The organism is Streptomyces sp. NPDC052043 (assembly GCF_044548235.1).
Taxonomy (GTDB): domain Bacteria; phylum Actinomycetota; class Actinomycetes; order Streptomycetales; family Streptomycetaceae; genus Streptomyces.
This window is the reverse complement of record NZ_JBIUBT010000017.1, coordinates 38,280-63,728: the sequence shown is the minus strand read 5'-3', so window position 1 is coordinate 63,728 and position 25,449 is coordinate 38,280. Positions and strand designations below refer to the sequence as shown.

At 70.8% G+C, this 25,449-nt stretch carries 26 protein-coding genes and 3 pseudogenes; 8 read left to right on the top strand and 21 right to left on the bottom strand.

The window, feature by feature from the left end; all coding sequences use genetic code 11:
• Positions 1-7 precede the first annotated feature (7 nt).
• Complete coding sequence (locus tag ACIHCX_RS32885) at positions 8-682, bottom strand: lysophospholipid acyltransferase family protein (protein WP_400036051.1); 675 nt, start codon at positions 680-682, stop codon at positions 8-10.
• A gap of 11 nt (positions 683-693) precedes the next feature.
• Complete coding sequence (locus ACIHCX_RS32880) at positions 694-1,644, bottom strand: beta-ketoacyl-ACP synthase III (RefSeq protein WP_400036049.1); 951 nt, start codon at positions 1,642-1,644, stop codon at positions 694-696.
• A gap of 98 nt (positions 1,645-1,742) precedes the next feature.
• On the opposite strand from ACIHCX_RS32880, the gene ACIHCX_RS32875 reads away from it, so the two are divergent.
• Positions 1,743-2,345 carry a TetR/AcrR family transcriptional regulator gene (locus ACIHCX_RS32875; protein ID WP_400036047.1) on the top strand — a complete coding sequence of 201 codons (603 nt, stop codon included), beginning with the start codon at positions 1,743-1,745 and terminating at the stop codon, positions 2,343-2,345.
• A 159-nt stretch (positions 2,346-2,504) separates the two neighbouring features.
• On the opposite strand, the pseudogene ACIHCX_RS32870 reads toward ACIHCX_RS32875, so the two are convergent.
• Positions 2,505-3,020: pseudogene (locus ACIHCX_RS32870) on the bottom strand (IS110 family transposase); the annotation flags it as partial.
• A 426-nt stretch (positions 3,021-3,446) separates the two neighbouring features.
• Between ACIHCX_RS32870 and ACIHCX_RS32865 the strand changes: the two are divergent.
• On the top strand, positions 3,447-3,755 hold the full coding sequence (locus tag ACIHCX_RS32865; protein WP_400036045.1) for a hypothetical protein: 309 nt from the start codon (positions 3,447-3,449) through the stop codon (positions 3,753-3,755).
• On the opposite strand, the pseudogene ACIHCX_RS32860 reads toward ACIHCX_RS32865, so the two are convergent.
• From ACIHCX_RS32860 to ACIHCX_RS32850, 3 genes and pseudogenes are all read right to left on the bottom strand, one after another.
• A pseudogene (locus ACIHCX_RS32860) lies at positions 3,756-3,911 on the bottom strand (IS5/IS1182 family transposase); the annotation flags it as partial.
• Positions 3,912-4,305: 394 nt separating this feature from the next.
• A complete protein-coding gene (locus ACIHCX_RS32855; protein WP_400036043.1) occupies positions 4,306-4,629 on the bottom strand; it encodes an amidase family protein in 324 nt (107 codons plus the stop codon).
• 15 nt (positions 4,630-4,644) lie between these two features.
• Entirely contained in the window at positions 4,645-5,202 is a 558-nt protein-coding gene (locus ACIHCX_RS32850; protein WP_400036041.1) for a pyridoxamine 5'-phosphate oxidase family protein, read from the bottom strand.
• A gap of 78 nt (positions 5,203-5,280) precedes the next feature.
• On the opposite strand from ACIHCX_RS32850, the pseudogene ACIHCX_RS32845 reads away from it, so the two are divergent.
• Positions 5,281-5,561, top strand: a pseudogene (locus ACIHCX_RS32845) (VOC family protein); the annotation flags it as partial.
• Positions 5,562-5,834: 273 nt separating this feature from the next.
• Positions 5,835-6,266, top strand: coding sequence for an SRPBCC family protein (locus tag ACIHCX_RS32840; protein ID WP_400036039.1), 432 nt, complete (start codon positions 5,835-5,837; stop codon positions 6,264-6,266).
• A gap of 45 nt (positions 6,267-6,311) precedes the next feature.
• On the opposite strand, the gene ACIHCX_RS32835 is transcribed toward ACIHCX_RS32840, so the two are convergent.
• Positions 6,312-6,992: a response regulator gene (locus ACIHCX_RS32835; protein WP_400036037.1), complete on the bottom strand. Its 681-nt coding sequence runs from the start codon at positions 6,990-6,992 to the stop codon at positions 6,312-6,314.
• On the bottom strand, positions 6,989-8,317 hold the full coding sequence (locus ACIHCX_RS32830) for a sensor histidine kinase (protein ID WP_400036035.1): 1,329 nt from the start codon (positions 8,315-8,317) through the stop codon (positions 6,989-6,991). Before ACIHCX_RS32830 ends, ACIHCX_RS32835 begins: the two co-directional genes overlap by 4 nt.
• A gap of 330 nt (positions 8,318-8,647) precedes the next feature.
• On the opposite strand from ACIHCX_RS32830, the gene ACIHCX_RS32825 reads away from it, so the two are divergent.
• Both ACIHCX_RS32825 and ACIHCX_RS32820 read left to right on the top strand, forming a co-directional pair.
• On the top strand, positions 8,648-9,220 hold the full coding sequence (locus ACIHCX_RS32825) for a heme-binding protein (protein ID WP_400036265.1): 573 nt from the start codon (positions 8,648-8,650) through the stop codon (positions 9,218-9,220).
• A gap of 107 nt (positions 9,221-9,327) precedes the next feature.
• Complete coding sequence (locus tag ACIHCX_RS32820) at positions 9,328-9,978, top strand: ankyrin repeat domain-containing protein (protein ID WP_400036032.1); 651 nt, start codon at positions 9,328-9,330, stop codon at positions 9,976-9,978.
• A gap of 118 nt (positions 9,979-10,096) precedes the next feature.
• On the opposite strand, the gene ACIHCX_RS32815 is transcribed toward ACIHCX_RS32820, so the two are convergent.
• From ACIHCX_RS32815 to ACIHCX_RS32800, 4 genes are all read right to left on the bottom strand, one after another.
• Positions 10,097-10,609 (bottom strand): nucleoside deaminase, encoded by a 513-nt coding sequence (locus tag ACIHCX_RS32815; protein WP_400036030.1) that lies wholly within the window; start codon positions 10,607-10,609, stop codon positions 10,097-10,099.
• Between the two features lie 10 nt (positions 10,610-10,619).
• Positions 10,620-11,120: a nucleoside deaminase gene (locus tag ACIHCX_RS32810; RefSeq protein WP_400036028.1), complete on the bottom strand. Its 501-nt coding sequence runs from the start codon at positions 11,118-11,120 to the stop codon at positions 10,620-10,622.
• 83 nt (positions 11,121-11,203) lie between these two features.
• A complete protein-coding gene (gene cynS / locus ACIHCX_RS32805) occupies positions 11,204-11,674 on the bottom strand; it encodes a cyanase (RefSeq protein WP_400036026.1) in 471 nt (156 codons plus the stop codon).
• Positions 11,675-11,808: 134 nt separating this feature from the next.
• Positions 11,809-12,396, bottom strand: coding sequence for a carbonic anhydrase (locus ACIHCX_RS32800; RefSeq protein ID WP_400036024.1), 588 nt, complete (start codon positions 12,394-12,396; stop codon positions 11,809-11,811).
• A 124-nt stretch (positions 12,397-12,520) separates the two neighbouring features.
• Here ACIHCX_RS32800 and cynR point away from each other — a divergent pair, with 124 nt between their 5' ends.
• Positions 12,521-13,432, top strand: a complete 912-nt coding sequence (cynR, locus tag ACIHCX_RS32795) for a transcriptional regulator CynR (protein WP_400036022.1) — start codon at positions 12,521-12,523, stop codon at positions 13,430-13,432.
• Positions 13,433-13,543: 111 nt separating this feature from the next.
• Here the strand turns inward: cynR and ACIHCX_RS32790 are convergent, their stop codons facing one another.
• The 9 genes from ACIHCX_RS32790 to ACIHCX_RS32750 form a co-directional block, all read right to left on the bottom strand.
• Positions 13,544-16,759, bottom strand: coding sequence for an alpha-L-rhamnosidase (locus tag ACIHCX_RS32790; RefSeq protein WP_400036020.1), 3,216 nt, complete (start codon positions 16,757-16,759; stop codon positions 13,544-13,546).
• Positions 16,760-17,062: 303 nt separating this feature from the next.
• Positions 17,063-17,935 (bottom strand): alpha/beta fold hydrolase, encoded by an 873-nt coding sequence (locus tag ACIHCX_RS32785; protein ID WP_400036018.1) that lies wholly within the window; start codon positions 17,933-17,935, stop codon positions 17,063-17,065.
• Between the two features lie 41 nt (positions 17,936-17,976).
• Positions 17,977-18,810 (bottom strand): MBL fold metallo-hydrolase, encoded by an 834-nt coding sequence (locus ACIHCX_RS32780; RefSeq protein WP_400036016.1) that lies wholly within the window; start codon positions 18,808-18,810, stop codon positions 17,977-17,979.
• Positions 18,807-19,991, bottom strand: coding sequence for an aryl-sulfate sulfotransferase (locus ACIHCX_RS32775; RefSeq protein ID WP_400036014.1), 1,185 nt, complete (start codon positions 19,989-19,991; stop codon positions 18,807-18,809). Before ACIHCX_RS32775 ends, ACIHCX_RS32780 begins: the two co-directional genes overlap by 4 nt.
• The gene (locus ACIHCX_RS32770) at positions 19,988-20,470 is read right to left on the bottom strand and encodes a MarR family winged helix-turn-helix transcriptional regulator (protein ID WP_400036012.1); all 483 of its coding nucleotides are present in this window, start codon (positions 20,468-20,470) and stop codon (positions 19,988-19,990) included. The genes ACIHCX_RS32775 and ACIHCX_RS32770 overlap by 4 nt, the downstream gene beginning before the upstream one ends.
• Positions 20,467-21,342: an ABC transporter ATP-binding protein gene (locus ACIHCX_RS32765; protein ID WP_400036010.1), complete on the bottom strand. Its 876-nt coding sequence runs from the start codon at positions 21,340-21,342 to the stop codon at positions 20,467-20,469. Before ACIHCX_RS32765 ends, ACIHCX_RS32770 begins: the two co-directional genes overlap by 4 nt.
• Positions 21,343-21,395: 53 nt before the next feature.
• Positions 21,396-22,163 (bottom strand): ABC transporter permease, encoded by a 768-nt coding sequence (locus ACIHCX_RS32760; protein WP_400036008.1) that lies wholly within the window; start codon positions 22,161-22,163, stop codon positions 21,396-21,398.
• Positions 22,160-22,939 carry an ABC transporter permease gene (locus ACIHCX_RS32755; protein WP_400036006.1) on the bottom strand — a complete coding sequence of 260 codons (780 nt, stop codon included), beginning with the start codon at positions 22,937-22,939 and terminating at the stop codon, positions 22,160-22,162. The genes ACIHCX_RS32760 and ACIHCX_RS32755 overlap by 4 nt, the downstream gene beginning before the upstream one ends.
• A 1-nt stretch (position 22,940) precedes the next feature.
• Positions 22,941-23,924, bottom strand: coding sequence for an ABC transporter substrate-binding protein (locus tag ACIHCX_RS32750; RefSeq protein WP_400036004.1), 984 nt, complete (start codon positions 23,922-23,924; stop codon positions 22,941-22,943).
• A gap of 575 nt (positions 23,925-24,499) precedes the next feature.
• On the opposite strand from ACIHCX_RS32750, the gene ACIHCX_RS32745 reads away from it, so the two are divergent.
• Positions 24,500-25,423 (top strand): GNAT family N-acetyltransferase, encoded by a 924-nt coding sequence (locus ACIHCX_RS32745; RefSeq protein WP_400036263.1) that lies wholly within the window; start codon positions 24,500-24,502, stop codon positions 25,421-25,423.
• The last annotated feature ends 26 nt before the right edge of the window (positions 25,424-25,449 follow it).

The following is a 25,449-nucleotide window of genomic DNA, read 5'->3' as shown; positions in this document are numbered from 1 at the left end:
GAGTGGATCAGTGGGCCGACGTTTCCGGCGTCCTTCCGTAGACCTGGGCGTATTCCTGGCCGGACATGTCTCCGATGGCCTGGACGATCTTGTCGGTGGTGACGCGGCGAGCCTGGGCTGGACGGACTGTGGCGTGGGGTTTGGCGCAGTGCAGTGGGGTGCCGAATTCCACGGTGATGCGGTGGTAGCGGGGCAGGCGTCGGCCGAGTGGTTGAAGTCGTTCGGTGCCCGTGAGAGCTACCGGGATCACGGGGGTACCGGTGGTCAGGGCGAGCCAGGCGACGCCGGTGCGCCCGCGGTAGAGGCGGCCGTCGGGTGAGCGGGTGCCTTCGGGGTAGATGCCGAAGGCGCGTCCGCTGACCAGGATCTGCTCGGCCGCGTCCAGGGATGCTTGCGCGCTGCGGTGGGCTCGGCGGTCGACGGGGATGCAGCCGAAGGCGGTGAAGAAGCAGCGCGTCAGGGCGCCCTTGAGTCCGGTGCCGGTGAAGTATTCGTCCTTGGCGAGGAAGTGGACCGGGCGCGGGGCCAACAGGGCGATGACGATGCTGTCGATGAAGGACAGGTGATTGCTGGCGAGGATGACCGGGCCGCGGCGGGGGACGTTGCCGCGGCCGCGGACGACGGGCTGGTAGATCAGACGCAGCATCGGGGCGAGTACGAGCCGGGCGAGGGAGTAGAGCATCGGTCGGCCTTTCAGGGGCAGGTGACGACTTGGCCGGCCCAGGACAAGCCGCCGCCGAAGGAGAACAGCAGCACCAGGGCGCCGGAGGGCACCTCGCCGCGTTCGGCCAGCTTGGACAGCGCGAGCGGGACGGAGGCGGCGCTGGTGTTGCCCGAGTCGACGACGTCCCGGGCGATCACGACGTCGTCCCGCAGGTCGAGGCGTCGAATCAGTGCCTCGACGATCCGCAGGTTGGCCTGGTGGGTGACCACGGCGGCCAGGTCGGTGGTCGCGATGCCGGCCCGGTGGCAGGCGTCTTTCGCGATGACGGGCATCTCGCTGGTTGCCCAGCGGAAGACCGTCTGGCCCTCCTGCGCGAACCGCGGCTGCCAGGCATCCTGGAGCCTCACAGCGTTCCCCCGCGCCGGGTCGGAGCCCCAGACGACCGGACCGATGCCTGCGTGGTCGTTCTCCGTCGTGCTGATCAGGGCGGCGCCGGCACCGTCGCCGAGTAGGACGCAGGTGCTGCGGTCGCTCCAGTCGGTGATGTCGGACATCTTCTCGGCGCCGATGACGAGCGCGTGCTGGGCTGCTCCCGCCTTGACCGAGTGGTCGGCGCTGGCCAGGGCGGTGGTGAAGCCGGCGCAGCCGTTGTTCAGGTCGAAGCAAACGGCGGAGGGGATACCGAGGCGGGCGGCGACCTGGGCCGCGATGGAGGGGCAGCGGTCGATGGCGGAGCAGGTCGCCACGGTGACCAGACCGATCTCGGCCGGGGCCAGGCCGGCCGTGGCCACAGCCTTCGCGGCCGCGGCTGTGGCCATGTCGGTGACGGACTCATCCTCGCCCGCGATCCTGCGGGTGGCGATCCCGGTGCGCTGGCGGATCCAGGCGTCACTGGTGTCCACGAGTTGCTCCAGATCGGCGTTGGTCAGCACGCGGGTCGGCTGATGGTGGCCCAGGGCGGCAATACGAGTTCCCGGCATGGCGTTCTCCCTCGGTCAGGCTGCACGGCAGGTCAGGCAGGTGCCCGCCGGAATATAGCAACCGATCGGTCGGAAGCTAAAGGGTTACCATGTGTGCCATGAGTCCTCGAAACTCCGTCCTCGAAGCCAGCCTCACCCGCCAGCGCATCGTCGACCGGGGTCTGATGCTCGCTTCCGTGGACGGGCTGGAAGGGCTGACCATCGGCCGACTGGCAACCGAGCTGGGAATGAGCAAGGCCGGCGTGCTCGGCCACTTCGGCACCAAGGAAGGCCTGCAACTCGCGGTCGTCGACGCCGCAGCGGAACTGTTCGCCCGCGAGGTGCCGCAGCACGCCCGGGGAGTGCCACCAGGGCTGACGCATCTACACACACTGTGTGAGGCGTGGGTGTCCTACCTGGAACGAGAGGTGCTGCCCGGCGGCTGCTTCTTCACCGCCGCAGCGGCGGAGTTCGACGGGCGCAGCGGACCGGTACGCGACGCCATCGCCGGCATGGACGCCCTGTGGCGCCGCGACCTGGGCATCCACATCCGGCGCGCGATCACGGCAGGTGATCTGCCCGCGGACACGGACCCCGATCAGCTGGTGTACGAACTGGTAGGAATCGTGCTGGCGCTCAACCACTCCCTGCAGCTCCACCATGACAAGCAGGCACCGGCCCGAGCCCGGCGAGCGATGCAACGGCTCCTGAGAAACCGCTAGCCAGACACTCCACCAGTGAGCCGGAGATCGGGACGTTATTCACTGGCTGGGGCGGCGAGCTGGCTACCTGCCGGAAGTTCGCCCCGACCGCCCGGAACTACACCGCCTCGAAGTTGATGTCCCAGGTCGGCCTGCGGGTGAGCGAGGCGTGTGGGCTCGACCTGGACGACATCGGTCTACCGAACGCTCCAACGCCGGAAAAATCTCAAGGAGTTGAGCCCTGAGGCGGTTGATCTGCCGAGTGCGGTCGAAGACGACGTCCAGGCGCCGGGTGGTCAGCGTGCGCAGATCGACAGCCAACTCGTCCCCGGGCCGCAGCACCCCCAGATCGCGGCGGACACGAGCCTGGTCCGCGATGACGAAGGCATCGCGCTCGTCCGTCTTTCCCTCACCCCGGTAAGACGCCGAGGCCCGGTGCACGGCAAGACCGGTGAGGTAGGTCATGGGCTGGCCATGCGACAGCAGCAACCCGATCAGCAGGGCGGCGCCGCCGTGGTTGAGGTCGACCGCCCACAGCACGTCGGTGGATATCGCCAGGACATCACCGATCAGCCCCAGCAGCTCGGACTCGTCGTTCAGTACGCGGCGGGACAGCAGCCGTTCGCCGTCCCCGTTGATCACCAACGCATGGTGGTGCGTCTTGCCGATGTCCACTCCGGCCCAGATCTCGGGCACAGTCACCTCCGCCAGCTCGTCGTTGCGTCAACCCAGCAGACGACCTCGCCGACGTTGTCCTATGCAGCGATCGAGTCGCGTCTCCCAATTGGCGGTCGAGTCGTCGCGGGGCCCGGGGCGGCCATGTCCTTCAAGCCATCCAGCGGCTCAGCCATGACAGCCATACCCCGGCCCCCTGGGCCTCGCCGATCTTACGAGTGACCAGTTCAGGCCCACATCAATAGATAGGACGTGCCATGACTCGATCCTCTCAAACGATCGAGTCCCTATCGAACCCGGAACGGTTCACTTGGTTGGTGCTTGATGTATGTGGGGAGGCTGGGGGGGGCGAAGAGCGGGCCTTGATCATCGGTGGCTAAAAGTGGTCGTCTCAGTTGGCGTGCAGGATGAGTACCCATACTCAGGTGTATCTGCGGATGAGGCGGCATGCTGGCGGACATGCAGCGTCCTTCGGTGTGGTTGGATCTTGGGCTCACGATCGTGCTTCTACCGGTGTCGGTCATGCTTATCGTCTGGCTCGGGATGCATGTGATGTTCTCGGGTGATGACTTCGGATCCTCCGGCATTCGCACTGCCCAAGCCGGGCGGCGCGGGGCGTGGATCTGCGGTTGCGCAGCGGTCGTGGCGGGAGGTGGGTTGATGGGCCTGCGGTTGTGGATCGCTGGGTCCGTTCACCTGCTCGTTCTGGGTGCGGCGGCTGTTCTGTTTGCCGGCGTTGCTGCTCAGAATGGTTGATCACAGCAGTCGCCGGTAGCAGATCAGAGCGCTGGCCAGGCCGACGAAGGCGAGGAAGTGCTCGGCCTTGCGCTCGTAGCGGCGGTGCAGGCGGTGGTAGCCGCCCAGCCACGACAGCGTGCGTTCGATGGGCTGACGGCGTGAGCCCGCCGACCGTCAGGTCGGCGGGCTCGGTGATCAGTGACGGTCAGTGGAGGAGGGTCACTGAGTCCTTCGCAGGGGAACGATGTCGGGGCTGGGGGTGGGGACGGAAGGGCGGGCGGCTTCGGGGGTCGCGAGAAGCGCGACGATGGTGACCGGCTGGTTGCAGTGGGGACAGTTGCGGGTCGCGGTCGGTTCCAGCGGGTCACGTTCCGCGGCCACTTGTTGACGGGAGAGGGGCCGGCTGAGAGGTTGGGACGGTGGAGGCAGCTCAGGCCACGGCGGCAGTGAAGTGGTCTCACCGAGACGACGTGCGCGGTCTTCGTCTCTTGCCTGGTCACGGCGGCGCTCGGCATCTTTGCGGCAGGCCGGGGAACAGTAGATCTGGCGAGTGGGTTACCCCCGAGAACTAGACCAAGATCATCCCATGGCGGGTTTGGAGCGTATCTGGGTCACACCCCTGGTAGGAGCCGGGGCCTTCGCTCGCCTTCACGCCGATCGGCACACCCGCGAGAGGCAGTACGGCGCCGCGGGCGAGCCGCGCGTCGACGTCGGCCGCGTGAGTGAGCGCCTGCTCGGCCCAGACCTCGGTGAACGCGCGTACGGCGTGGTCGACTTCGGTGATACGGGCCAGGGCGGCACCGACGACGTCGACGGCCGTCATGTCGCCGTGCCGCACGTGATGGGCGATGTCCAGGGCGGACAGGCCCGCGTACTCGCTGGTGGTGATCACCTTCGCCCTCCTTGCTCAGAAACTCCACCGCGTATGGGTGTACACCCCGCCGTCCCGGCCGAAGCCGTACGCCGTGGCCGGGACCACCGCGAACACCGCCGCGTCCCCCTTCCGGAACGCATCCCCGATCCCGTGGAAGGTGCCCTCGGGCGAGGTGATGTGCGGCCCGTACTTCGCCTCGTACGCAGCGATCACCTCTTCGAGCCGCGCCGGATCGGCAACCTGCTCCGCCGTGCCCTCGACCACGAGGTCGAGCCCTTCGGTGAGTGAGTTTCCCCCGGTGGTCAGTGCGCAGTGCGCATCATGAGCGAGGTTCCTCGCCTTCTGTTCGCCCGGTCCGGTGGAGAAGTACAGCACCCCGTTGTGCCAGGCGGCGATCACGGGAGTGACATGCAGCCGGCCGTCGGGCCGCACAGTGGACACCCAGAAGATCTCGGAGGACTTCAGCAGCCGCTGGGCCTCGGCCCACTCGGTCGCGGTGACCTTCGCGGCATTCGGACGGGGATTGATTGCGGAGCTGTAGCGGGCGTCGAGCTCGCTCGTGGGTTGCTTCGCGGGTTCCTGTGTCGGCATGGCACATCTCCTTCCTCTCCCCATGACGACTGGCGGCCCGCGCCGAAATCATCGCTGCTCGGCGTGCGGGAGCGGTGGATGAACCCGGCCGATCTTCCGGCGCCGGTCGAGGGCCTGGTGCTCAGGACACTTCTTCACCGTCTCCGATGTGCCGCGTTCCCGGGCGTTCTACGCCGACGTGCTGGGGGGGGGAAGCGGTGGTGCTGGAAGAGAATCCCTGCAGCGTCAAGATCGCCAACGGCTGGATCATCCTGACCCTCGGCGACGGCCCCACCGACGACAAAACCGACGTCGTAGTGCGCCCGCCGGACGACCCTCGCACGGCCTCCAGCCTTCTGAACTTGCGGGTGGCCGACATCCACCTTGACGGACACCACCGGAAGGGCGGCGAAGGACGGCAGCGCGCGATCCGGTTCCGACGTCATCACACCCCCCTTGGTGCACCGTACTGAAGGGGCCGTCACCGGTCGAGAGGCCCGGTGGACGAAGGCCGGGGGCAGATCGGGCCACACCGCGGCGGTGGGCTCCACCGTGGCGGAGCGGCCGCGCAGTTCCGGGGCGAAGCGGCGGCCGGCGGGGCGCACACTGGAGGCAGAAGGACGTGCGTCGTGAGCCGAACCGGGGAGGTCGCCATGAGCACCCTCGAAGAACACATCGACGTCGGAGTCCCCATCGACAGCGCCTGGGAGAGTCTCCACCGGGTGGAGAACTATCCCCGCTTCATGGACGGCGTGCGGGAGGCCCGTGCGGAGGCCGGGGGCCGCGCCCAGCTGGACATCGAGACGAGCGGAGCGGCCCGGCAGATGGAAGCCGAGGTCTCCGACCGCGCCGGGGACCGCGTGATGGAATGGCACACCACGGAAGCCCCGCACCTGAGGTGCTCCCTCACCCTGCACTCCATCGACCAGGCGAACACCCGGGTCCAGGCACGACTCGAGTACGACCCCGACACCGTCCGGGAGGCCTTCGGCGGACCCCGGGGCTTCGCCCAGGCGAACGCGATCGAAAGGCTCGTCCGCGGCGATCTGGAGCACTTCCGGGAGTACGCCGAACACAGTCGGTGAGCGGCAGGAGGACCGGGGAGGGCCCGCGAGTCGGCGACGCCGTGCTCAGGGCAGCAGACGCTGTTCCTTGGCGACGGCCACGGCGCCCGCGCGGGTGTCGACGCCGAGCTTGTCGTAGATGCGCCCCAGGTGCGTCTTGACGGTGGCCTCGCTCAGGAAGAGGGCCTTGGCGATGTCCCGGTTGGTCAGGCCGCGGGACAGCTGGCCGAGGATGTCGCGTTCACGGTCGGTGAGGCCGGGGCGCGGGCTGCGCATACGGTTCATGACCCGGTGGGCGACGGGGGCGGACAGGGCGGTGCGGCCGGCGGCCGCGCTGTGGATGGCGGTGAACAGCTCGTCGGGGCGCTCGGCCTTGAGCAGGTAGCCGGTGGCGCCCGCCCCGATGGCACGGGTGATGTCGGCGTCGGTGTCGTACGTGGTCAGGACCAGCACATGGACCGAGCCGCCGGATTCGGCGCTGATGCGGCGGGTGGCCTCGACGCCGTCCATCCCGTCGCCGAGTTGCAGGTCCATGAGGACCACGTCGGGGGCGAGCTTCGCGGCGAGCGCGACGGCCTCCGCGCCGCTGTCCGCCTCGCCCACCACGTCGATCCCGGGGGCGCTGCCGAGCAGGGCGCGCAGGCCGGCGCGGACCACCGCGTGGTCGTCGCACAGGACGAGCCGTACGGGCGCAGGCCCGCTGCCTTCGGCGGGCTCGGTGGGTTCGGTGGGTTCGGGTCGGGTCATGGCGGGGGGACCTCCGCGGTGGTGGGACGGTGCGGGACGGCCGCGGAGACGACGGTGCCGTCACCGGGCGCGGACTCGATGGTGAGGGTGCCACCCAGCTGGCCGACCCTGGCGCGGATCGCGGGCAGGCCGTGTCCGCGGACCCCGATGGCGCGCTCCGGCAGCGCGGCGGTGTCGAAGCCCCGGCCGTTGTCGGCGATGTCCAACCGCACCTGGTCCTCCAGGTGGGTCAGGGTGAGGGCGGCCCGGGTGGCGCCGGAGTGCTCCCGGACGTTGGCGAGGGCGCCCTGGGCGATGCGCAGCAGCGCGGACTGCACCCGGTCCGGCAGCCCGTACGGTCCCGATGTGCCGTCGACGAGACAGGTCACGGTGAGGCCGGCCGTGCTCTCGCGGGAGGCGAGGGCCCGCAGGGCCGACTCCAGGCCACCGCCCCCGGCGAGGTCGACGGGCGCCAGGTCGTGCACGAACCGGCGGGCCTCGGCCAGGCTGCTCTCGGCGATGGACCCGGCGGTGCGCAGATGGGCGCGCGCCCGCACGGGTTCGGTCTCCCACAGCCGGTCGGCGGCCTGGAGAAGCATCCGCTGGCTGGACAGGCTCTGGGCGAGGGTGTCGTGGATCTCCATGGCCAGCCGCTGGCGCTCGGCGAGCGTGCCCTCGCGGCGTTCGGTGGCGGCGAGGGCACGGCGGGTGCGCACCAGGTCGCGGATCAGGGCGGCCTGCCGGGTCGCCTGCCGGTCCATGTGGGTGAAGACCGCGGTCGCCAGGGCGGCGACGGCCGGCGGACCGATGACCAGGTCCACGTCGAGCCGGTCGGCCAACCGCAGCTGCGCGACGACCACGAAGGCGGTGAAGAACGTCACCAGCGTGTACGCGGCAGGCGCCGGCAGGGTGCGCAGCGCGGTGTAGAACAGCGGCACCGCGCACCAGGCGAAGCTGGGCGCCAGAGCGACCAGCACGGCCCACACGCCGACGAGCGCGCCCAGCCACAGCAGCCCGGTGCCGGCAGGCCGCCCGGGACCCAGGGAGGCCGGGCCCGGGGCTGACGGGGCAACCGTCTCGGGGACGGCCACCGTGTCCGGAGCGGTCACGCCGGCCGAGGCGGCCGCCGTGCGGTGGCCGACGACGTACAGCAGCGCTAGCGCACCGGCCAGGGCCAGGACGGCGGGCACCTGAGGCTGGGCGCTGTGCCGCTGGACATACCGGAACAGGGCGGAGCCGAGCAGCAGGAAGAACGCCAGATGGATGACGAACGCCAGTGTGCGGGCCTCGCCGCCGGGGGTGCTCGGGCCGGCCGGGGAAGGCCGGTTCCTGGAGCTGGACGGCATGGACGGTTCCTCCCCGGCTGGGACGTACGGACGTGGTGGTGGCTCGGCGTTGGGCAGGCTTCGGCCTGGCCTCGGCGGAAAGGTCCCGAGCTCGGCGAACAGTGCCATTGTCGCCGGGGCGGCACGGCAGAGGGTCAACCGATCGGATGACCCTGCCGTCGACCGTTCCACGCGCCGGAAGCAGCCGGTACGTCGACGGGTGGGCGGGATGAGCGGGCCGAGAGTGGAGGCACGGCGCAGGAAGCGCCGACTCCTCCGGCACCCGTTCAGGTACGCCGATCCGGTGGTCCGGGCGCCGAGGAACACGACACGACGGGAGAGGTATCCGTGATGCAGCACAAGGCCAAGAGGTTCTCCGCCCGCGCCAAGGCCATCACCTCCGTGGCGGCCGTGGCAGCGGTCGGTGCCGGTGTGGCCGGAGCGGTGGCCGCCTCGGCCGACACCCCGGCCGCCGCTCCGGTCGCGGCCGTGGCCGCGGTGAAGAGCAAGGCCACGACCACCAGCACCCATCTGACGGCCGAGGCCGCCACCGACGCCGCGCGGGCGGCGCTGCGGGCCGCCCAGAAGGAGGGGCAGCGGGTGACCGTCGCGGTGGTCGACCGCAACGGCAACACGATCGTCACGCTGCGCGGCGACGGCGCCGGCCCCCAGTCCTACGACTCGGCGATCAAGAAGGCGTACACCGCCGTCTCCTGGAACGCGCCCACCTCCGAGCTGGTCAAGCGCCTGGACTCGGCACCGACCCTGAAGGACATCCCGGGCACTCTGTTCCTGGCGGGCGGTGCCCCGGTCGCGTACGGCAACGCCCCGATCGCGGGCATCGGCGTCGCGGGCGCCCCCTCCGGCGACCTGGACGAGAAGTTCGCCCAGGCCGGTGTCGCGGCGATCAGCGACGGGCGCTGACCCCACCCCGTAGCACCCCACCTCTGCGCTCCTCTGCTTTGCTTGCCGTCCGTGCCGCCGTCGTTGCGGCCCTGTTGTCCGCCGCCATCCCGTGGAGGAGTTCCGTCGTGGTCAAGAAGTCGCTTTCCCCGGCCGATCGCGTCCTGCTGGACGCCGCACACCGGGGCGACGCCGACGCCGTCCGGGAGGCGCTGGCAACCGGCGCCGACCGGGAGGCGCGCGACGAGCAGGGCCGCACGCCCCTGTTGCGAGCAGCCCTCTCCGACGAGGTGGAGGCGGCGCGGGTGCTGGTCGACGCGGGCGCGGACGTGAACGCGCAGGACGACCGCCTGGACAGCGCCTGGCTGGTGACCGGGGTCACCGGAAGCGTGGCGATGATGCGCGCGCTGCTGCCCGGTGGGCCCGACCTGAAGCTGACCAACCGGTTCGGCGGTGTGTCGGTGATCCCGGCGAGTGAGCGCGGTCATGCGGCCTACGTACGGGCCGTGCTGGCCGAGACCGGCATCGACGTCGATCACGTCAACCGTCTCGGCTGGACGGCGCTGCTGGAGGCGGTGATCCTCGGCGACGGCGGGCGCACGCATCAGGAGGTGGTCGAGGTGCTGCTCGGGGCGGGCGCCGACCCGCTGCTGCCGGACGCCGACGGGACGACGGCCCGCGCCCACGCCGAGCGCCGCGGCTTCCGCGGGATCGCGGCCTTGCTGCGCGAGGCGGAGACGCGGGCGGACACGGAACGGGGCAGGGCCGGGCGGCGATGAGCGGGCACACCGGTCACCGTGCCCGCACCGCGGTTGTCGCGGTGCGGGCACGGTGACCGCGGTGCGCGCCCAGCCGTGAAGACCCAGCAATGAAACTTTGGCCGTGGCCGCCGGTCTGTCAGGGAGCGGCCGTGCCCGGCCGGCCGGCGTGGAAGGCGCGGTGCAGCTCGCGCAACCGGCCGGTCAGGGACGGAACCGGGCCCTGCACCGCCAGTCCGGGCACCACGTCCTGGATCGCCAGGCAGCGCACCGGGGAGGGCGGCACACCCAGTTCGGCCAGCCAGTCGGTCAGCTGGGCCGCCGAGTGGGCGTAGACGATCCGGCCGAGGCCGGCCCAGCCGTGGGCGGCCGCGCACATGGGGCAGTGCTCCCCTGAGGTGAACACGGTGGCCTCCGCCCGCTGCCGCTCGGTCAGATGGGCGGTGGCCCAGCGGACCAGCTCGAACTCCGGGTGACGGGTGCGGTCGTCCAGAGTGTTCACCCGGTTGCGGTCCTCCGCCAGGACCTGCCCGTCGGCACCGACCAGGACCGAGCCGAACGGCTCGTCCCCGGCCCGCACCGCCTCGGCCGCCAGCTCGACCGCGCGCTCCAGATGACGCAGCTCGGCGGCGTTCGGTTCGATGAGGGTCATGGCTGCTCCCTCAGACGGCGGTGGGGGCACCGGGAACACGGCGTTCGCCGCCGTTGTGCTCCTGCCAGAGCCGGTAGACGTCCACCGCGGCGTCACGCGGCTCGTAGCGCATCGGCATCCGGCGCTCGTCCCAGTTCTTGGCGAACTCCTCGTAGAAGTTGTCCAGTTCGAAGTACTTGCGGTCGTCCACGTAGTGCGGCTCGTAGGCGTCCCGGGTGGTGAGGAAGACCACCTCGTCCGGCGAGCAGTAGTACAGCGACCCCAGGCACATCGGGCACGGGTGGGCCAGTACGTAGATCGTGGCGCCGACGAGGTGCTCGGTGCCCAGCTTGGTGCACGCCTCGCGGATGGCGAGGATCTCGGCGTGTGCCGTGGGGTCGCTGGTCTGGGCGACCTTGTTCGGGCTCTCGGCGAGGATCTCGCCGTCCTTGACGATGACGGTCGCGAACGGGCGGCCGCCCTCGGCGACGTTGCGGCGGGCGATGTCGATGGTGCGCTGTGCGAAGTCCATCACGGGTGTCCTTTCCGTGGGAGGGGGGAGCCGGGGCGGCCGGGCGGGCCGTACCGCCCCGGAGCCGGTCCGATCCGGGCGGATCAGAAGGGCTTGGTGGGCAGGTACTTGCCGTCCAGGGTGATCACCGCGCGCTCGCCGCCCTCGGGGTCGGCGACCTTCTTCACGTCCAGCTTGAAGTTGATCGCGGAGATGATGCCGTCACCGAACTGCTCGTGCACCAGGGCCTTGAGCGTGGTGCCGTACACCTGGAGCATCTCGTAGAAGCGGTAGATGGTCGGGTCGGTCGGGATGCCACCGGGGATCGACCCCCGGGTCGGGATCGTCTGGAGCAGCGCCACCGCGTCGGCGTCCAGGTCCAGCAGCGCGCCGACGGCCTGCGCGGCCGGCTCGGGCAGGGCGTGCTGGCCGAGCACGGCGGCGGTGGTGAACGCCACCGACAGGCCGGCCGCGTCCGCGATCTGCTGCCAGGTGAGGTCCTTGCGGGTCTTGGCCTCGACGGCGGTGACGGCGAGGGCCTGTCGGGCGGTGGGGTCGAACTGGGCGTGCGGCATGAGAGGTGCCTTTCAGGGGTGGGGGGTGGGGGTGACACCCGGACCACTGCGACGTGGCAGGGCCGGGACGATGGGGGCCGTGGGCTGTGGGCTGTGGGCTGTGGGCCCTGGGCTGTCGGGCCGGGGCCCGGTGGTCAGGCCGCGGTCGCCTGCGCGTCGGCGTCGACGTCCTCGACGCCTCCGGTGGCGATGTCGTAGACCCAGCCGTGCAGGGTGAGGGTGCCTTCGGTCAGGCCGCGGGCGACCGAGGGGTGGGTGACCAGGTTCGCCAGCTGGGCGAGCACGTTCTGGCGCACCAGGGCGGCGACGTCCCCGCGGGCGGTGGTACGGGCGCGGGAGGCGTCCGCGTGCCGCAGCCACTGGGCGACCGCCGGCACCCCGCGCAGGTCGTGGGCCTCGGCCAGGGCCGTCATGGCGCCGCAGCCGGAGTGCCCGCACACCACGATGTCGGACACGCCGAGGACGGCCACGGCGTACTCGATGGCCGCCGCGACCGCGTCGGGGCCCGGCGCGTGGGACGGGACGAGATTGCCCGCGGTGCGGACGACGAACAGCTCGCCCGGTTCACTGGCCGTGATCAGTTCGGGAACGACGCGGGCGTCGGAGCAGCCGATGAACAGCGTGTGCGGCGTGTGGCTCTCGGCGAGGTGGGCGAACAGGTCCGCCTTGGCGGGGTGGATGTCCCGCTGGAAACGCGTGACGCCCTGGGCGAGGTCGCGCATGAGTCACTCCCTTCGGTGGGTTCCGGCCTGCCCGGCTCGGTGAATCCACCATGCATGACCTGGACCTATAGAGTCCAAGACGCAGTACCCATGTCTCCCATTGGTTGCATCTATAATCGTTCCCATGGCTCTGGAACTGCGTCATCTGCGCTATCTGCTCGCCGTGGCCGAGCACGGCAGCTTCACCCGCGCCGCCGAAGACCTGCGCATCTCCCAGCCCACGCTCTCCCAGCAGGTCCGGCAACTGGAGCGGACCGTGGGGGTGCCGCTGCTGGACCGCAGCGGCCGCAGCGTGCGACTCACCGACGCCGGTGAGACGTACGCGCGCCACGCCCGCCGTGCCCTGCGGGATCTGGAGGCCGGCCGGCGCGCCGTCCAGGACGTCCAGGACCTGACCCGCGGCCATCTGCGCCTGGCCGCGACGCCGACGTTCACCTCCTATCTGGTGGGCCCCCTGGTCGCCGAACTGCACGCCCGGCACCCCGGCATCACCTTGGACGTCAGGGAGCTGACCCAGGACCGCATCGAGTCGGCCCTGCTAGCCGACGACCTCGACCTCGGTATCGCCTTCGCCGGTTCCCACCTGCCCGGCATCCTGGCGCAGACCCTGTTCACGGAGACCCTGAGCCTCGTCACCGGCCCCCCGGGCCCCGAGGCCGGCCTGTCCCGCCCGCTACCGGTGGAGGAACTGACTGACCGTCAACTCGGCTTGCTGAACGGAGATTTCGCCACCCGCAGCCATATCGACGCCCACTTCGCGGCCCACCGGGTGCAGCCTCGCGTCACGGTGGAGGCCAACTCTGTGCAGGCTCTGGTCGAGATCGTGCGGCGCACCCCGATCGCCACCGTGCTGCCCGACGCCATCACCCACGACCACCCGCACCTGCACCCCGTGCCCCTCGAACCGGCGCTGCCCCCACGCACCGTCACCCTGCTGCGGCGCGGCAGCAGCTACCAGAGCGCCGCCGCCCGCGCCTTCACCCGTCTCACCCAGGACCTCGTCCGGGCCCGCGGCTACACCGACGCCCCGCAGTGACGTCCGGGTGCCCCGTGCGTCGTCCGATGAGGCGGCACCGACCGTCTCATCGGACGACCTGCCGGCATCGCGAGGCAGGCACGCGTCTTCGCCCGTGGGTCCGCGGGACGGTCAGACGGTGAAGTGGTGGGTGCCGGAGCCGACCCGGTAGACCGCGCAGCCGTCCTTCTGGTGCAGGAAGGTCCCGTGAGTGTGGGTGACCGCCTCCGGAACGGATGCCGGGATCCACACCTCGGCGGCCGTGTTGGGCGGCACCGTGCACATCAGGGTGAAGCGGCCGGCCTGCTGCCGCCACTGTGCGGAGACGGGCCCGTAGACCGAGGTGAACGTGGCGCGGGAGGAGGTGACGCCTCCGCCCGGACGGGGGCGGACGACGATCTCGCGGTAGCCGGGCCGGCCCGCCGAGATGCCGGCGATGTTCGCGTACATCCACTCTCCCACCGAGCCGTAGGCGTAGTGGTTGAAGGAATTCATGCCCGGGTCCTGGAAACCGCCGTCGGGCCGGATGGAGTCCCAGCGTTCCCACATCGTCGTGGAGCCCTTGTCGATCTGGTAGCCCCAACTGGGGAAGGAGCGCTGCTGCAACAGGCGATGGGCGACGTCGGTGTGCCCCGTGTCGGTCAGGACGGGCAGCAGCCGGGGAGTGCCGAGGAAACCTGTGGAGAGGTGCCAGTCCCTGGCCTGGATCAGGGCGACGAGCCGGTCGGCCGCGGCCTTCCGCAGTCCGTCCGGCATCAGGTCCATCGACAGTGCGAGGACATAAGCCGTCTGTGTATCGCCCTTGACCCTGCCGTCGGAGGTGACATAGGCGTTCCGGAACGCCTCTCGTACTCGTTCGAAGAGATCGAGGCAGGAGGCGGGGTCCTTGCCGAGCTCCGTGGCCATCCGGGCCGCGAGGTCGGCGCTGTGTGCGAAGTACGCGGTGGCGATGACGTCCTTGGGGGTCTCGTCGGCGACGTTCAGCCAGTCGCCGTATCCCTGAGCCGGGCGCAGCAGACGGTCGCTGTTCTTCTCCAGGTACGCCAGCCACGCCTGGACGGACGGCCAGGCGTCCGTCAGGACCTTGCGGTCGCCGTATGCCTGGTAGAGGGACCAGGGGACGGTGACGCCCGCGTCGCCCCAGCCGGCGGTGCCGCTGCCGAGCCCGCCGACCGCCGGCGCCACGTCCGTGAACGCACCCTCCGCGGTCTGGGAGTCCCGGAGGTCGACGAGCCACTTGGAGAGGAAACGGGCCGACTCCATCGTGTAGGCGGCCGTGGGCGCGAAGACGTTGATGTCTCCCGTCCATCCCAGTCGCTCGTCGCGCGCGGGCGTGTCCGTCGGGACGGAGAGGAAGTTGCCGCGCTGCCCCCATGTGATGTTGCGGTGCAGTTGGTTGAGCATCGGCACGTCGGTCTCGAAGTCGAGCGTGGACGGTGCTGACGTATACATGACACGTCCGGTGACGGCCTTCGCCGAGGGAGTGCCGGGGAATCCGGTCACCTCGACGTAGCGGAAGCCGTGGACGGTGAAACGGGGCTCGTAGCTCTCCACCCCGTGGCCCTTGAGGGTGTACGTGTCGGTCGCCGACGCGCTCCGCAGGTTCGCCGTGTAGACGGTGCCGTCGGGGTTGAGCACCTCGGCGTGTCTGAGCCGGACGGTCGTTCCCGCGGTGCCCGACACCCGCAGGCGTACCGAGCCGACCATGTTCTGGCCCAGGTCGAACACGAAGACACCCGGCGTGAGCTGGGTCACCTTCTTCGGCGCCAGCTCCTCGGTCACGCGTACCGGACCGGCCTCCTGCGCGACGATCAGGCCGGGGCCGACGTCGCCGGCCTCGCGCACGCCGAGCCAGCTCCCGTCGTCGAAGCCGGCTGAGGTCCAGCCGGGGGTCTCCTTGCGCGCGTCGTACGTCTCGCCACCCTGGAGGTCGGCGGTGACGATCGCCCCGGAGGCGGCCCGCCAGTCGGCGCCCGAGGTGATGCGCTCGCTCGTCCCGTCCGTGTACTCCACCTCCAACTGCGCCAGCAGCGACGGCTGTTCGCCGTACTGGTGGGGACCGAACATGCCGACGTCGCCCGCGTACCAGCCGGGTGCGAGATACACCCCGATGGCGTTGGCGCCGGGCCGCAGGAGCGTGGTGACGTCGTACGTCTGGTACGGGACGCGGGTGCGGTAGTCGGTCCAGCCGGGAGCGAGCTGGTCGCGGCCCACGCGGCTGCCGTTGAGGTGGGCCTCGTAGAGACCGAGCGCCGTGGCGTACAGCCGCGCGCGGGACACCTTCCGGCGCCCGAGCCGGAACTCGTGGCGCACCTGGGTGACGGCGTGCGACACCGGGACGACCCTTCCCCAGGGCCCGCCGCCCCACGGGGCCGCCACCATCGCCGCCGGCCAGCCGGCGTCGTCGAAGCCGAGCCCGCGCCAGTCGGCCGGAGGTTCCTTGTCCGCGGCCTTCCAGGAGGCGTCGGTGACCGTCCTCTGCTCGCCGGAAGCGGTACGGACCGTGAGAACGGCGATGAGCCCCGCCGGGCCCGGGGACGCGTTGGTGGCGGAGACGGCGATGACGTTGTCGCCGGCGCGCACCCGGTCCAGTACGTCGATCACGGCCGGGCGGCGCCAGCCGTCGATGTCGGTCTCCGGGTCGGTGCGGGCCACCTCGACTCCGTTCATGGAGACGGCGTACGCGTCGTCCGCGCTGATGACGAGCGTCGCCGCGGTGATCCCCTCGGGCAGCTCCGCGATGCCGCGGAACCAACGAGTGACCGCCGGAACGCTGCTCGCCGGATCGCCCTCCGGGAACCAGATCCAGGAACTGCCCTCGAGGGACGGCACGTCCGTGAGGCTCGCCGGAGCCGAGATCCAGTCGGCCGTCCACTGCCCGGCGTCCATGAGGCCGGTCTCCCACCACGAGGGCTCGCTCCAGCCGGAGGCCCGGCCGTCGGCGTCCCACACGCGGACGGACCAGAAGTAGCGTGTCCGGGGTTCGAGTCCGGGACCCGCGTAGGGCACGAGCACGGACTCGCCGGACGCGACCTTCCCGCTGTCCCAGACGTCCGGACGGGACAGGCCCTTCGCGGTGGTGGAGACGCGGACCTGATAGGCGCTCTGGCGCATATCCGGCTTGTCGGAAGCCAACGGCCAGCTCAACCGGGGGCGTTGCACGTCGAGACCGAGGGGCTGCTGGACGTACTCCACGGTCGGCGCCGTGACGCGCAGGCCGTCGTGCCCTGCGTTCGCCTGCGCCGGGACAGGTCCGGATCCCGGTACGGCCGCCGCTGGTACCGCGTCCAGGGTCGCCGCCGCGACTGTGGCGGCCGCTCCCGCCAGAACACTCCTCCTACTGATCACTACGACTCCTCGCCCAGAGATGGATGAATCGATTCAGTACCGGTGAGTGTGGGTAACGTATGGGCGAGCGGGGGGAAGGTCAATCAGTATGCGGGTACTTTCGCAGGGCCTCATGTTCCCCTGTTCACTCCGAACGAGGTCGACGCGTGAAGTGGACGCGAGGTGATTGAACGGTTTCAATCAGGACCCCGAAAGTCGGGGGTTCGGCAAGACCGCGGCAGTGCACGGACCGGCCGGCTACGAGCGGGGGACCGCCGCGGCGTGGTCTTCCGCCGTCGGCCAGGCCGGTCCGTGACGCGTGGGTCAGGTCCTGTTCGCGGTCCCGGATTCGGCCTCCGTCAGGAGGCGCGTCAGCCGGGGGAGGAACGCGGGGATGTGCGTCGCGTACGGTACGTGGCCGCCGGGCATCGCGGTGAAGGCGGCGCCGATGCCTGCGGCCAGCTCCTCCAGTGCGGCGCGGTAGCGCCCCAGCAGCTCCTGGTGGAGGTCCGTGCCTCCCTCGGACCCCACCGCGACGGTGACGGGCACCCGCCGGTCCGCGGTGAGGCCGGCGGGAGGGTCCCACCGGTCGACGACGCCCAGCTCCCGGGTCACCCAGACCTCGCCGTTGCCGAGGGTCCGCTCCGCCAGATCGTGCTCGCGCTCACGGGTCGTGCCGGTCAGCCAGCCGCTGAAGTCGGCCATCGACGCGCGGTAGCCGCCTCGCTGCCGCGCCGCTTCGGCGCGCTCGCGCAGCAGGGCGAGCAACTCGTCCCGCTCGGGCATGACCCCGATCTTCGGCGGCTCATGAGCGACCGCGCTGCGCACGACCTCCGGGTGGCGCAGGGCCAGGTTCAGGGTGATGGTGGCGCCGCTGCTGGAGCCGAAGACGTGCGCCGGAGCCAGGCGGAGGGCGCGCAGCAGGGCCGCCGCGTCGTCGGCCTGTTCGTCGGGAGAGGTGGCGCTCCACGCCGGCGGACGTCCGCTGCGTGAATTGCCGCGACGGTCGTACGTGATCACGGTGAAGTGCTCGGCCAGGAGGCCGGCCACGGCCGCGTACGTACCGCCGTCACCGCCGGCTCCGGGAATCATCAGCAACGGTGTTCCGGCACCGCGCAGTTCGTAGTACAGCTCGATGCCGTTGGCGGACGCCCTGCCGGTCACCGGCTCGTCGCTGTGGCTGGTCGTGTCTGTCATCAGGGGCTTCTCCGTGCTGTGCGTGCGTGGTCGTGGCACGGTCAGATCTCGAGCAGGTCCCGGCCGACGACGATCTCGCCGTCGAACTGGGAGGCCGCGGCGTCGCGCCACATCTCCTCGGTGACCGTGGGGTGGTGGGGGACCAGGTGGGACAGCACCAGGGTGCGCACGCCCGCCTCCTTGGCCAGCCGGCCCGCGTCCTGTGCGGTCGTGTGGCAGCCCACCAGGTGTTCGCGGAGTGTGGCGGCCCGGGCGCCGCGGAGCTGCTCGAACAGCGCCTCCTCGTAGATCGCCTCGTGGACGAGGACGTCGGCGCCCGCCGCGAGTTCGGCGAGCCGGGGCGAGTAGCGGGTGTCGCCGGACACCACGATCGACCGGCCGTCACCGTCGAAGCGGTAGGCGAGGGCGACGTCGAACGGCGGGTGGTCCACCAGCGTCGCCGTCACCCGCAGCCCGTCGGACTCGTGCACCGGACCGGGGCCGCCGAGGTCGTGGCAGCGCAGCAGTGAGGGGAAGGACGCCCGGCCGGTCGTGCGGGTACGGGCCTCCAGCTCGATCCGCACCATCTCCACGAAGTGCCCCACGGACGCGGTGATGCCGGTCGGTCCGTGGATGCCGATCGGCTCCGTCATGCCGTCGGTCCAGGCGAGCAGGGGCAGGGCGCCCACGTCGAGCATGTGGTCCGCGTGGTGGTGGGTGATGTAGATGCCCGCCAGCCGGTCCAGGGGCAGCCCGGCGGCGGCCAGCTGGCGGGCGGTGCCGTTGCCGCAGTCGACGACGTGCACCTGATCGCGGTGGACGACGGCCTGGGCGGGGGCCGCGCGGTGGACGGACGGCCGGGGGCCGCCGGCGGTGCCGAGCAGGACGAGTTTCACGAGGGTTCCTTGGACGTGGTCGGTGCCCCCAGCAGGGGGTCGATGAGTTCGGGGGAGTAGCGCAGGGCGCGGAACATGCGGTTGGCGGCCGGGACGTCGCCGCCGAGCGGGCTGGTGACGAAGTACGGGTTGACGTACTCCCAGACCGTGGCGCCCTCGGGCGTCACCTCGAAGACACGGCCGGACAGCCCTTCGCAGACCAGGGTCGTGCCGCCGGGCAGCCGCTGGGCGCCCGACTGCAACGCGCTGAAGAAGTCGAACGGGACCGGATCGGTGTAGGTCCACAGGACGTCGCCGGTGCGCAGGTCGAACTCGACGACTCGGGAGAAGGGCGGCCCCGGGTGCTGTCGCTGGAAGCCGTTGTCGAAGACGAGTACGCGGTTCTCGCCGCTGAGCGACGGGGCGTGCTGACCGGCGAGGAAACCGCTGCCGATGCGTCGGCGGACGGCGCCGTCGGCGCGGTCGACCACCAGCAGGGTGGAGATCTGACGTGCACTCAGCAGCAGGTCGCCGTCGGGGAGTTCCAGCACGCCGTTGGCGTGCGTCCACTCGCTGCGGTCCATGGGGCCGGGGCCGATGACATCGGTGTCGGGGTCCAGGTGCGCGGACGCGGACCACTCCCACACGGTCTCGCCCGTGGTGGTCATCTCGACGAGGGTGTCCGCGTACATCGTCTCCTGGGCCTCGACACCGCCGCGCACACGATGCCGGAGCGCGGCGGGGACCTCTTCCAGGCCGAGGAGCAGGACGTTGCCGTTGCGCAGCAGGATCGCGTCGTGGTGATGGGTGGGGTGCTCGACGGACCACAGCACCGTGCCGTCCCAGGCGACCTCGGCGACCACGCCCCCCTTGAAGGGCAGGGTCCCCAGGAAGGGCACTCGGGGATCGACGACGCGCCCCGAGTACAGGAGGGTTCCGCGTTCGGTCAGCCGGGAGCCGAGGCCCGGGGGCCAGGGCAGTTCCCAGCGGTGGACCTCGCGGCCGTCCATGTCGATCAGGTAGGTCGTCCGCCCGCCGAAGCTCGGGGTGATGAGGGTGTAGCCCCGGTAGGCCAGGGCCGGGTCGTGGGCGCGCAGTCCGAGTCCGGTGCGGCGGCGGGTGACCTGGTCGACCGCCGGCGGTGTTCCGGGCGTCGGCGGCAGCTCCGGCGCGGCCGGGTGCACGGCTTGGGCGGGGGTCACGGACGAGCCTCCATCCGGGTCTCGATCTGGAGGACCAGGCGGTCGATCGTCTCCACGAACGCCTTCTGCTCCGCGGGGGCGAGCGTCCCGAACACGTCACGGCGCAGCCGGTCCACGCGGGGAGCGATCCGGTGCACCACCTCGCGACCCTCGTCGGTCAGGATGAGCACCTTGCGGCGGGAGTCGTGGGGGTCGCGCAGGACTTGGACCAGGCCACGCTGCGTCATGCGCTTGACCACGTCGGCCGCGGTGGCCTTGTCCATCGACAGCCTTGCGGCCAGCGTCTTCTGGTCCTGACCCGGGTCGCGGTGCAGCCCCGCCAAGGCGCCGAACTGGACGGCCGTGACCTCGCTGGAGACCTCCGCGGACCACGCGGCACCGTAGACCTGGACGAGCCTGCGGATCCTGGCGAGGAAGCCCCAGGTCGGATCGGCCTCACCGAGCGCCTCGGGGGTTCCTTCGAGTTCAGGTGTCGTCATGGCAGGTCCTTCTCGTGGCTGTTTCCGGTCGTCGCTCGTGCGACGCTCGCCGACTGTTCCCGAATCTCCCGCATGACGTTCGCGCGTACCTCCGCGAACCGGGGCAGCGCCTTGGTCTCGATCTGGTCACGGGACTCGCCGAGGCCCGTGTCCTCGACCCGGCGGACCAGGGCGGGGGCGCCGCCGAGCACCACGACGCGGTCTCCCAGGTAGACGGCCTCGTCCACGTCGTGGGTGACCAGGACGACGCTGGAGGAGTAGTCCCGCCGCAGCCCGAGGACAAGGTCCTCGAGGTCGGCCCGGGTCTGGGCGTCCACGCTCGCGAACGGCTCATCCATGATCATCACTTCCGGGCGGTAGGCGAGCGCACGGGCGATGGCCACCCGCTGCTGCATGCCGCCCGACAGTTCGTGCGGCAGCTTGTCGGCGTGCGCGCCGAGCCCCACCGCGCCGAGCACTTCGGCCGCGATCGCCTGTTGCTCCTTCTTCGCCACGCCCTTGCCCTTCAGGGGCAGCACCACGTTGGAGCGCACGGACATCCACGGCAGCAGCGAGCGGCTGTAGTCCTGGAAGACCATCGCCATGCCCGGCGGCGGCTCGGTGACGGGTGCGCCGGCGAAGCGCACCTCCCCGGCCGTGGGCCGCATCAGCCCCGACAGGCACTGCAGCAGTGTGGTCTTGCCGGTCCCCGAGTGGCCGACGATGCAGACGAACTCCCTCGGGGCGACGCGGAAATCGATCCCGCCCAGCACGGTCCTGGCCTTGGCACCGTGGCCGTAGGCCTTCTTCAGCCCGACGGCCTCCAGTACCGGAGTCCCGTCGCCGCGGGGGCGCGGTGGGCGCCCGGAGTCGGTGGTGGTCGCAACGGACATGGCAGGCTCTTCCCCTTCGTGGGCGTGTTCGTCGAGGTGTTCCCGGGCGTGTCTCATGCGTCGATCCGCGTGGAGGGATGCCACCGCAGCAGGCGCCGCTGCGCCACGGTGTAGAGCGAGTTGAGCGAGTATCCGAGGAGTCCGAAGACGAGGGTTCCCAGCCACACGCCGGCGATGTCGAAGTGCCGTTGGGAGTCGATGATGAAGTGGCCCAGGCCCTCGGTGGCGCCGAACATCTCGCTGATGACGACCACGACGATCGAGACCGAGAGTGCCGTCTTCATACCGGCGAGGATGTGCGGTCCCGCGGCCGGCAGGGTCAGTCGCAGGAACCGGGTCGGCGGAGGGAGCCGGTAGGCGCGTGCGACGTCCCGCAACCGGGGATCGGTCGACAGCACGCCGTCCATCGTGCCCAGGAGGATGGGCCAGACCGCGCTGAGGAACACCACGAGCACCCGGGTGCTCGCCGAGAACCCGATGACGATCAGCAGACACGGGACCAGAGCGGCGTTCGGCACGGCACGGAGGAAGTCCAGCGTCGGCGTGACCAGGTCCCGCACGGTCCGCGACGATCCCATGGCCAGGCCGAGGCCGACGCCGATCACGGCGGACAGGGCGAAGCCGAGCAGGATGTTGCGCACGCTCGGCAGCAGGTCCTGATGCCACCCGTCGGGCCACCACAGGACGGCGCGGTCCCAGATCTCCTGGGGAGTGGAGACGTAGATGTTGTGGGCGGCGTCGGCGGTCACGACCCAGGTGAGCGCCAGCAGGGCGGGCAGCGCCAGGCTTCGGGCCAGACGCCGCGGAACGGCGGCGCTCACGAGTTCCTCCGGTTGCTTGTCGCGGCGTGGTGCCAGCCCATCACCTTGTTCTCGACGCAGCGGAGGGCGACGTTGACGGCGACACCGAGCACGCCGGTCCAGACGCTGAGCGCGAAGATGGACAGACCGTCGCCACCCGCGTTGGCCACGGCCATCTGCTGTCCCAGCCCCGGGGCGCTGACGATGAGTTCGCTGCCGACCACCACCAGCAGGGTGACGACCGTGGTGAGCTGGAGGCCGGTGACGATGAACGGACTGGCGGCGGGGACCACCACCCGGAGCAGGGTCCGGGTCCGGCCGAGGCGGAAGCTGCGGGCCATGTCGAGCGAGACCGGCTCGACGGAGCGCGCGCCCTCGATGGTGGCGATGAGCAGCGGCCAGCCGGCGATGAAGGCGGTCAGAAGGACCACCATCGACGGTCGGGCACCGAGGAAGAGGACGAACAGGGGGATCAGGGCAAGGCCGGGGACCGAGCGGAGGAAGTTGACCGTCGACCGGGTGTAGGCCTCGACGACGGGAACACGCCCGATCAGCATGCCCAGCGGGACGGCGATCACCACGCACAGCAGCAGGGCGACGCCGGCCTGGGCGAGCGTGCATCCGGTCTGCGTCCAGGTCTGCGCGTGCGAGAGTTCGACCGCGAGCCGCCTGAGGGTGGCCGACGCCGGCGGCAGGGAGGCCTCGGGCACCAGACCGCTTCTCGACGTCAGTTCCCACACGGCCAGTGCTCCGGCGGCGCCGAGTCCGCCGAGCACGGTACGGCGTATCGGTGCCATGTCAGGATCCGGGGGCGTAGGAGTAGAAGTCGTCGGGGCCGACCCTCTTCTGCAGCCCCGCGTAGTCGGTCAGCACGTCCTCGAGGGAACCGAGGGCCTGCCTGTCGATCCTGGTGCTGAACGTCTGCATGACCGTCTTGGCCGCTACGGCGTCGCTGACGTTCTGGTAGAGCTTCCGGGTCATCTCCCGTACTTCGGCGGGGTGCTCGTTGGCGTAGGTCACGGCCTTGTCCAGGGCCGCCCGGAACTTCTTCAGCGTCTCGGGGTTGTTCTTGATGAAGTCGTTCTTGGCGAAGTACACGTCGAGGGGCGCACCGGCGGGAAGCGGGTCGGTGTAGTTGAAGAGAACCCGGACCTTCGGGTTGGCGCGGGCGACCGCGGCGTTCGGCTCGTTGAAGTCGGCCGATGCCACGCGCCCCGACAGGAGGGCGCCGAGCTGCTGCGCTCCGGGCATCTCGACGAGCTTGAGGGTGTTGGGGTCCCCGCCGTCCTTCTTGACCGCGGCGCGCAGCCCGACGGCCCCGAGGTCGTTGAGCGAGGTCACGGCCAGCGTCTTGCCCTGCAGGTCGCGCGGGCGCTTGAGGGAGGGGTCGACGACGTCCACGTCCGCTCCGGACTGTCCGGGGCCGCGGCCGTGGTCGATGGCCGCGGTCTGTGCCACGACCTTCACGGGAGCCTTCTTCGACAGGGCGCTGAGCAGCGGCGGCGCGGCGCCGAAGCCGATGTCGTACTGCCCGTTGAGGACGCCGGCCAGCGTGGCGTCGAAGGCGGTGGAGGTCTGCGGCTCCACGGTCAGGCCCTGCTCCTTGAAGAAACCTTTCTGCTGGGCGATCAGGAGCGGCACCTGCGGGCCGATGGGGATGGTGCCGACCTTGATGGTCCGGACGTTCTTCGCCTCGGGCGTGCCGCCCGGGCCGCAGGCGGCGAGGGCGGCCAGGGCAAGCGAGGTGACGCCGGCTGCGACGACTCGATGCTGTCTCTTCATGCTGGACCTCTCGGAGGGGTCGGCGTGGAGTGATGCATGGCGCTGGGGGGGGGCTCCGGTCGGCCCGGCGTGGGCCCGGACCGGACGGAGCGGGTGCTCGTGCGGTCGACCGGGCTCGTGGGGCTCTGGCGCGGCCTTGCGTGGGCGGTCCGGAAGGGGTCTCCTCCGGCAGGAGCCGTCTGTGCCGCGTGGCGGGGCGTCCCGGAGTCGGTTGGGACGTATACGAACTATCTCGGTGGTGCCCCCGAGAGTCAATACTTCTACGGTGTCCAACTCAGGATGTTGGGTCGGATGGGATGTGTACTGCCTGAATGACGGTGTGACGCCGTGGGAGCAGGGCGTGGGTCCCGTGCAGGCCGGGAAATGGGGTGAGGCGAGGCGCGGCCGGGCGCTACAGTCGACCCCCCCACCACAGGGGTGGGGGGACCACGACAGCGAAAGGAGGGACAAGCCCATGATCCGCATGATCACCGCGCTCGAGCCCTCCCGGGGTGCGGACCGTATCTGACCGCCCCCGGAGCGGACGGGCGCCTTCACCGGAGCGTGCCTTGACCGTGCATCAGAACGACCTGACCATGCGTCCGATCACCGGACGCGAAGAACTCGACCTCTTCTGCCGACTGCCCTACACCCTCAACGAGGGACTGGCGCACGACCTCGCCGTCGGCCGCCGACGCCCGGAATGGATGTGGGTCGCCGTGTGCGGTGACCGCCTGCTGGCCAGGGTGGCCTGGTGGAGCCGGCCGGGCGATGACGCGCCCTTCATCCTGGACGTCCTCGACCTCGACGACGGCATCCCGCGCCCCGAACGTGTCGACATCGGGGTGCGGCTTCTGCGTGCCGCGACCGCTTCCACCCTCCCGAACGGGTCGCGTCCCCCCGAGTACAGCCGCTTCATCCCGCCGGACTGGCGTGAGACCACGGTGACCAGGCAGGTCGTCGAGGAGCGCATGACGGTACTGGAGCGCACCGGTGCGCGGCTCTTCGTCGAACGGCTGCGCCTGGAATGGCGTCCCGCATCGCCCGTTCCCGAGCCCGGTGGACGCCTCGCGTTCCGCCCCGTCCACGACACCGGGGAACTCCTCGCCCTGATGACCTCGGTGCTGGACGGGACACTGGACGCACACGGGCGGGACGACCTGACCCGGATGTCCGCCCACGAAGCGGCCGTCAAGCACTACGAGGAGGAACTCGCCCGCTACACCAGCCCGCGCGACTGGTGGCGCGTCGCGACCCTGCCCCACGGAGAGCCGGTGGGATTCGTCCTCCCCGCCCACAACGGCTACAACCCCGTCATCGCCTACATCGCGGTGCTGCCCGGGCACCGCGGCAACGGCTACATCGACGACATCCTCACCGAGGGCACTCGCGTGCTCGCCGAGCAGGACGTCCCCCGTATCCGAGCGTCCACGGACCTCGGCAACACCCCCATGGCGCACGCGTTCCAGCGCGCCGGCTACGTCAATTTCGAACGCGAGATCAACATGACCTGGAGCTGACCGGGGCGGGGGCACCTATGCGGGTG

Coding starts and splice junctions, on each gene's coding strand:
- ACIHCX_RS32885 (WP_400036051.1), bottom strand. CDS start 682: ATGCTCTACTCCCTCGCCCGGCTCGTACTCGCCCCGATGCTGCGTCTG.
- ACIHCX_RS32880 (WP_400036049.1), bottom strand. CDS start 1,644: ATGCCGGGAACTCGTATTGCCGCCCTGGGCCACCATCAGCCGACCCGC.
- ACIHCX_RS32875 (WP_400036047.1), top strand. CDS start 1,743: ATGAGTCCTCGAAACTCCGTCCTCGAAGCCAGCCTCACCCGCCAGCGC.
- ACIHCX_RS32865 (WP_400036045.1), top strand. CDS start 3,447: ATGCTGGCGGACATGCAGCGTCCTTCGGTGTGGTTGGATCTTGGGCTC.
- ACIHCX_RS32850 (WP_400036041.1), bottom strand. CDS start 5,202: ATGCCGACACAGGAACCCGCGAAGCAACCCACGAGCGAGCTCGACGCC.
- ACIHCX_RS32840 (WP_400036039.1), top strand. CDS start 5,835: ATGAGCACCCTCGAAGAACACATCGACGTCGGAGTCCCCATCGACAGC.
- ACIHCX_RS32835 (WP_400036037.1), bottom strand. CDS start 6,992: ATGACCCGACCCGAACCCACCGAACCCACCGAGCCCGCCGAAGGCAGC.
- ACIHCX_RS32830 (WP_400036035.1), bottom strand. CDS start 8,317: ATGCCGTCCAGCTCCAGGAACCGGCCTTCCCCGGCCGGCCCGAGCACC.
- ACIHCX_RS32825 (WP_400036265.1), top strand. CDS start 8,648: ATGCAGCACAAGGCCAAGAGGTTCTCCGCCCGCGCCAAGGCCATCACC.
- ACIHCX_RS32815 (WP_400036030.1), bottom strand. CDS start 10,609: ATGACCCTCATCGAACCGAACGCCGCCGAGCTGCGTCATCTGGAGCGC.
- ACIHCX_RS32810 (WP_400036028.1), bottom strand. CDS start 11,120: ATGGACTTCGCACAGCGCACCATCGACATCGCCCGCCGCAACGTCGCC.
- cynS (WP_400036026.1), bottom strand. CDS start 11,674: ATGCCGCACGCCCAGTTCGACCCCACCGCCCGACAGGCCCTCGCCGTC.
- ACIHCX_RS32800 (WP_400036024.1), bottom strand. CDS start 12,396: ATGCGCGACCTCGCCCAGGGCGTCACGCGTTTCCAGCGGGACATCCAC.
- cynR (WP_400036022.1), top strand. CDS start 12,521: ATGGCTCTGGAACTGCGTCATCTGCGCTATCTGCTCGCCGTGGCCGAG.
- ACIHCX_RS32785 (WP_400036018.1), bottom strand. CDS start 17,935: ATGACAGACACGACCAGCCACAGCGACGAGCCGGTGACCGGCAGGGCG.
- ACIHCX_RS32770 (WP_400036012.1), bottom strand. CDS start 20,470: ATGACGACACCTGAACTCGAAGGAACCCCCGAGGCGCTCGGTGAGGCC.
- ACIHCX_RS32765 (WP_400036010.1), bottom strand. CDS start 21,342: ATGTCCGTTGCGACCACCACCGACTCCGGGCGCCCACCGCGCCCCCGC.
- ACIHCX_RS32755 (WP_400036006.1), bottom strand. CDS start 22,939: ATGGCACCGATACGCCGTACCGTGCTCGGCGGACTCGGCGCCGCCGGA.
- ACIHCX_RS32750 (WP_400036004.1), bottom strand. CDS start 23,924: ATGAAGAGACAGCATCGAGTCGTCGCAGCCGGCGTCACCTCGCTTGCC.
- ACIHCX_RS32745 (WP_400036263.1), top strand. CDS start 24,500: ATGCGTCCGATCACCGGACGCGAAGAACTCGACCTCTTCTGCCGACTG.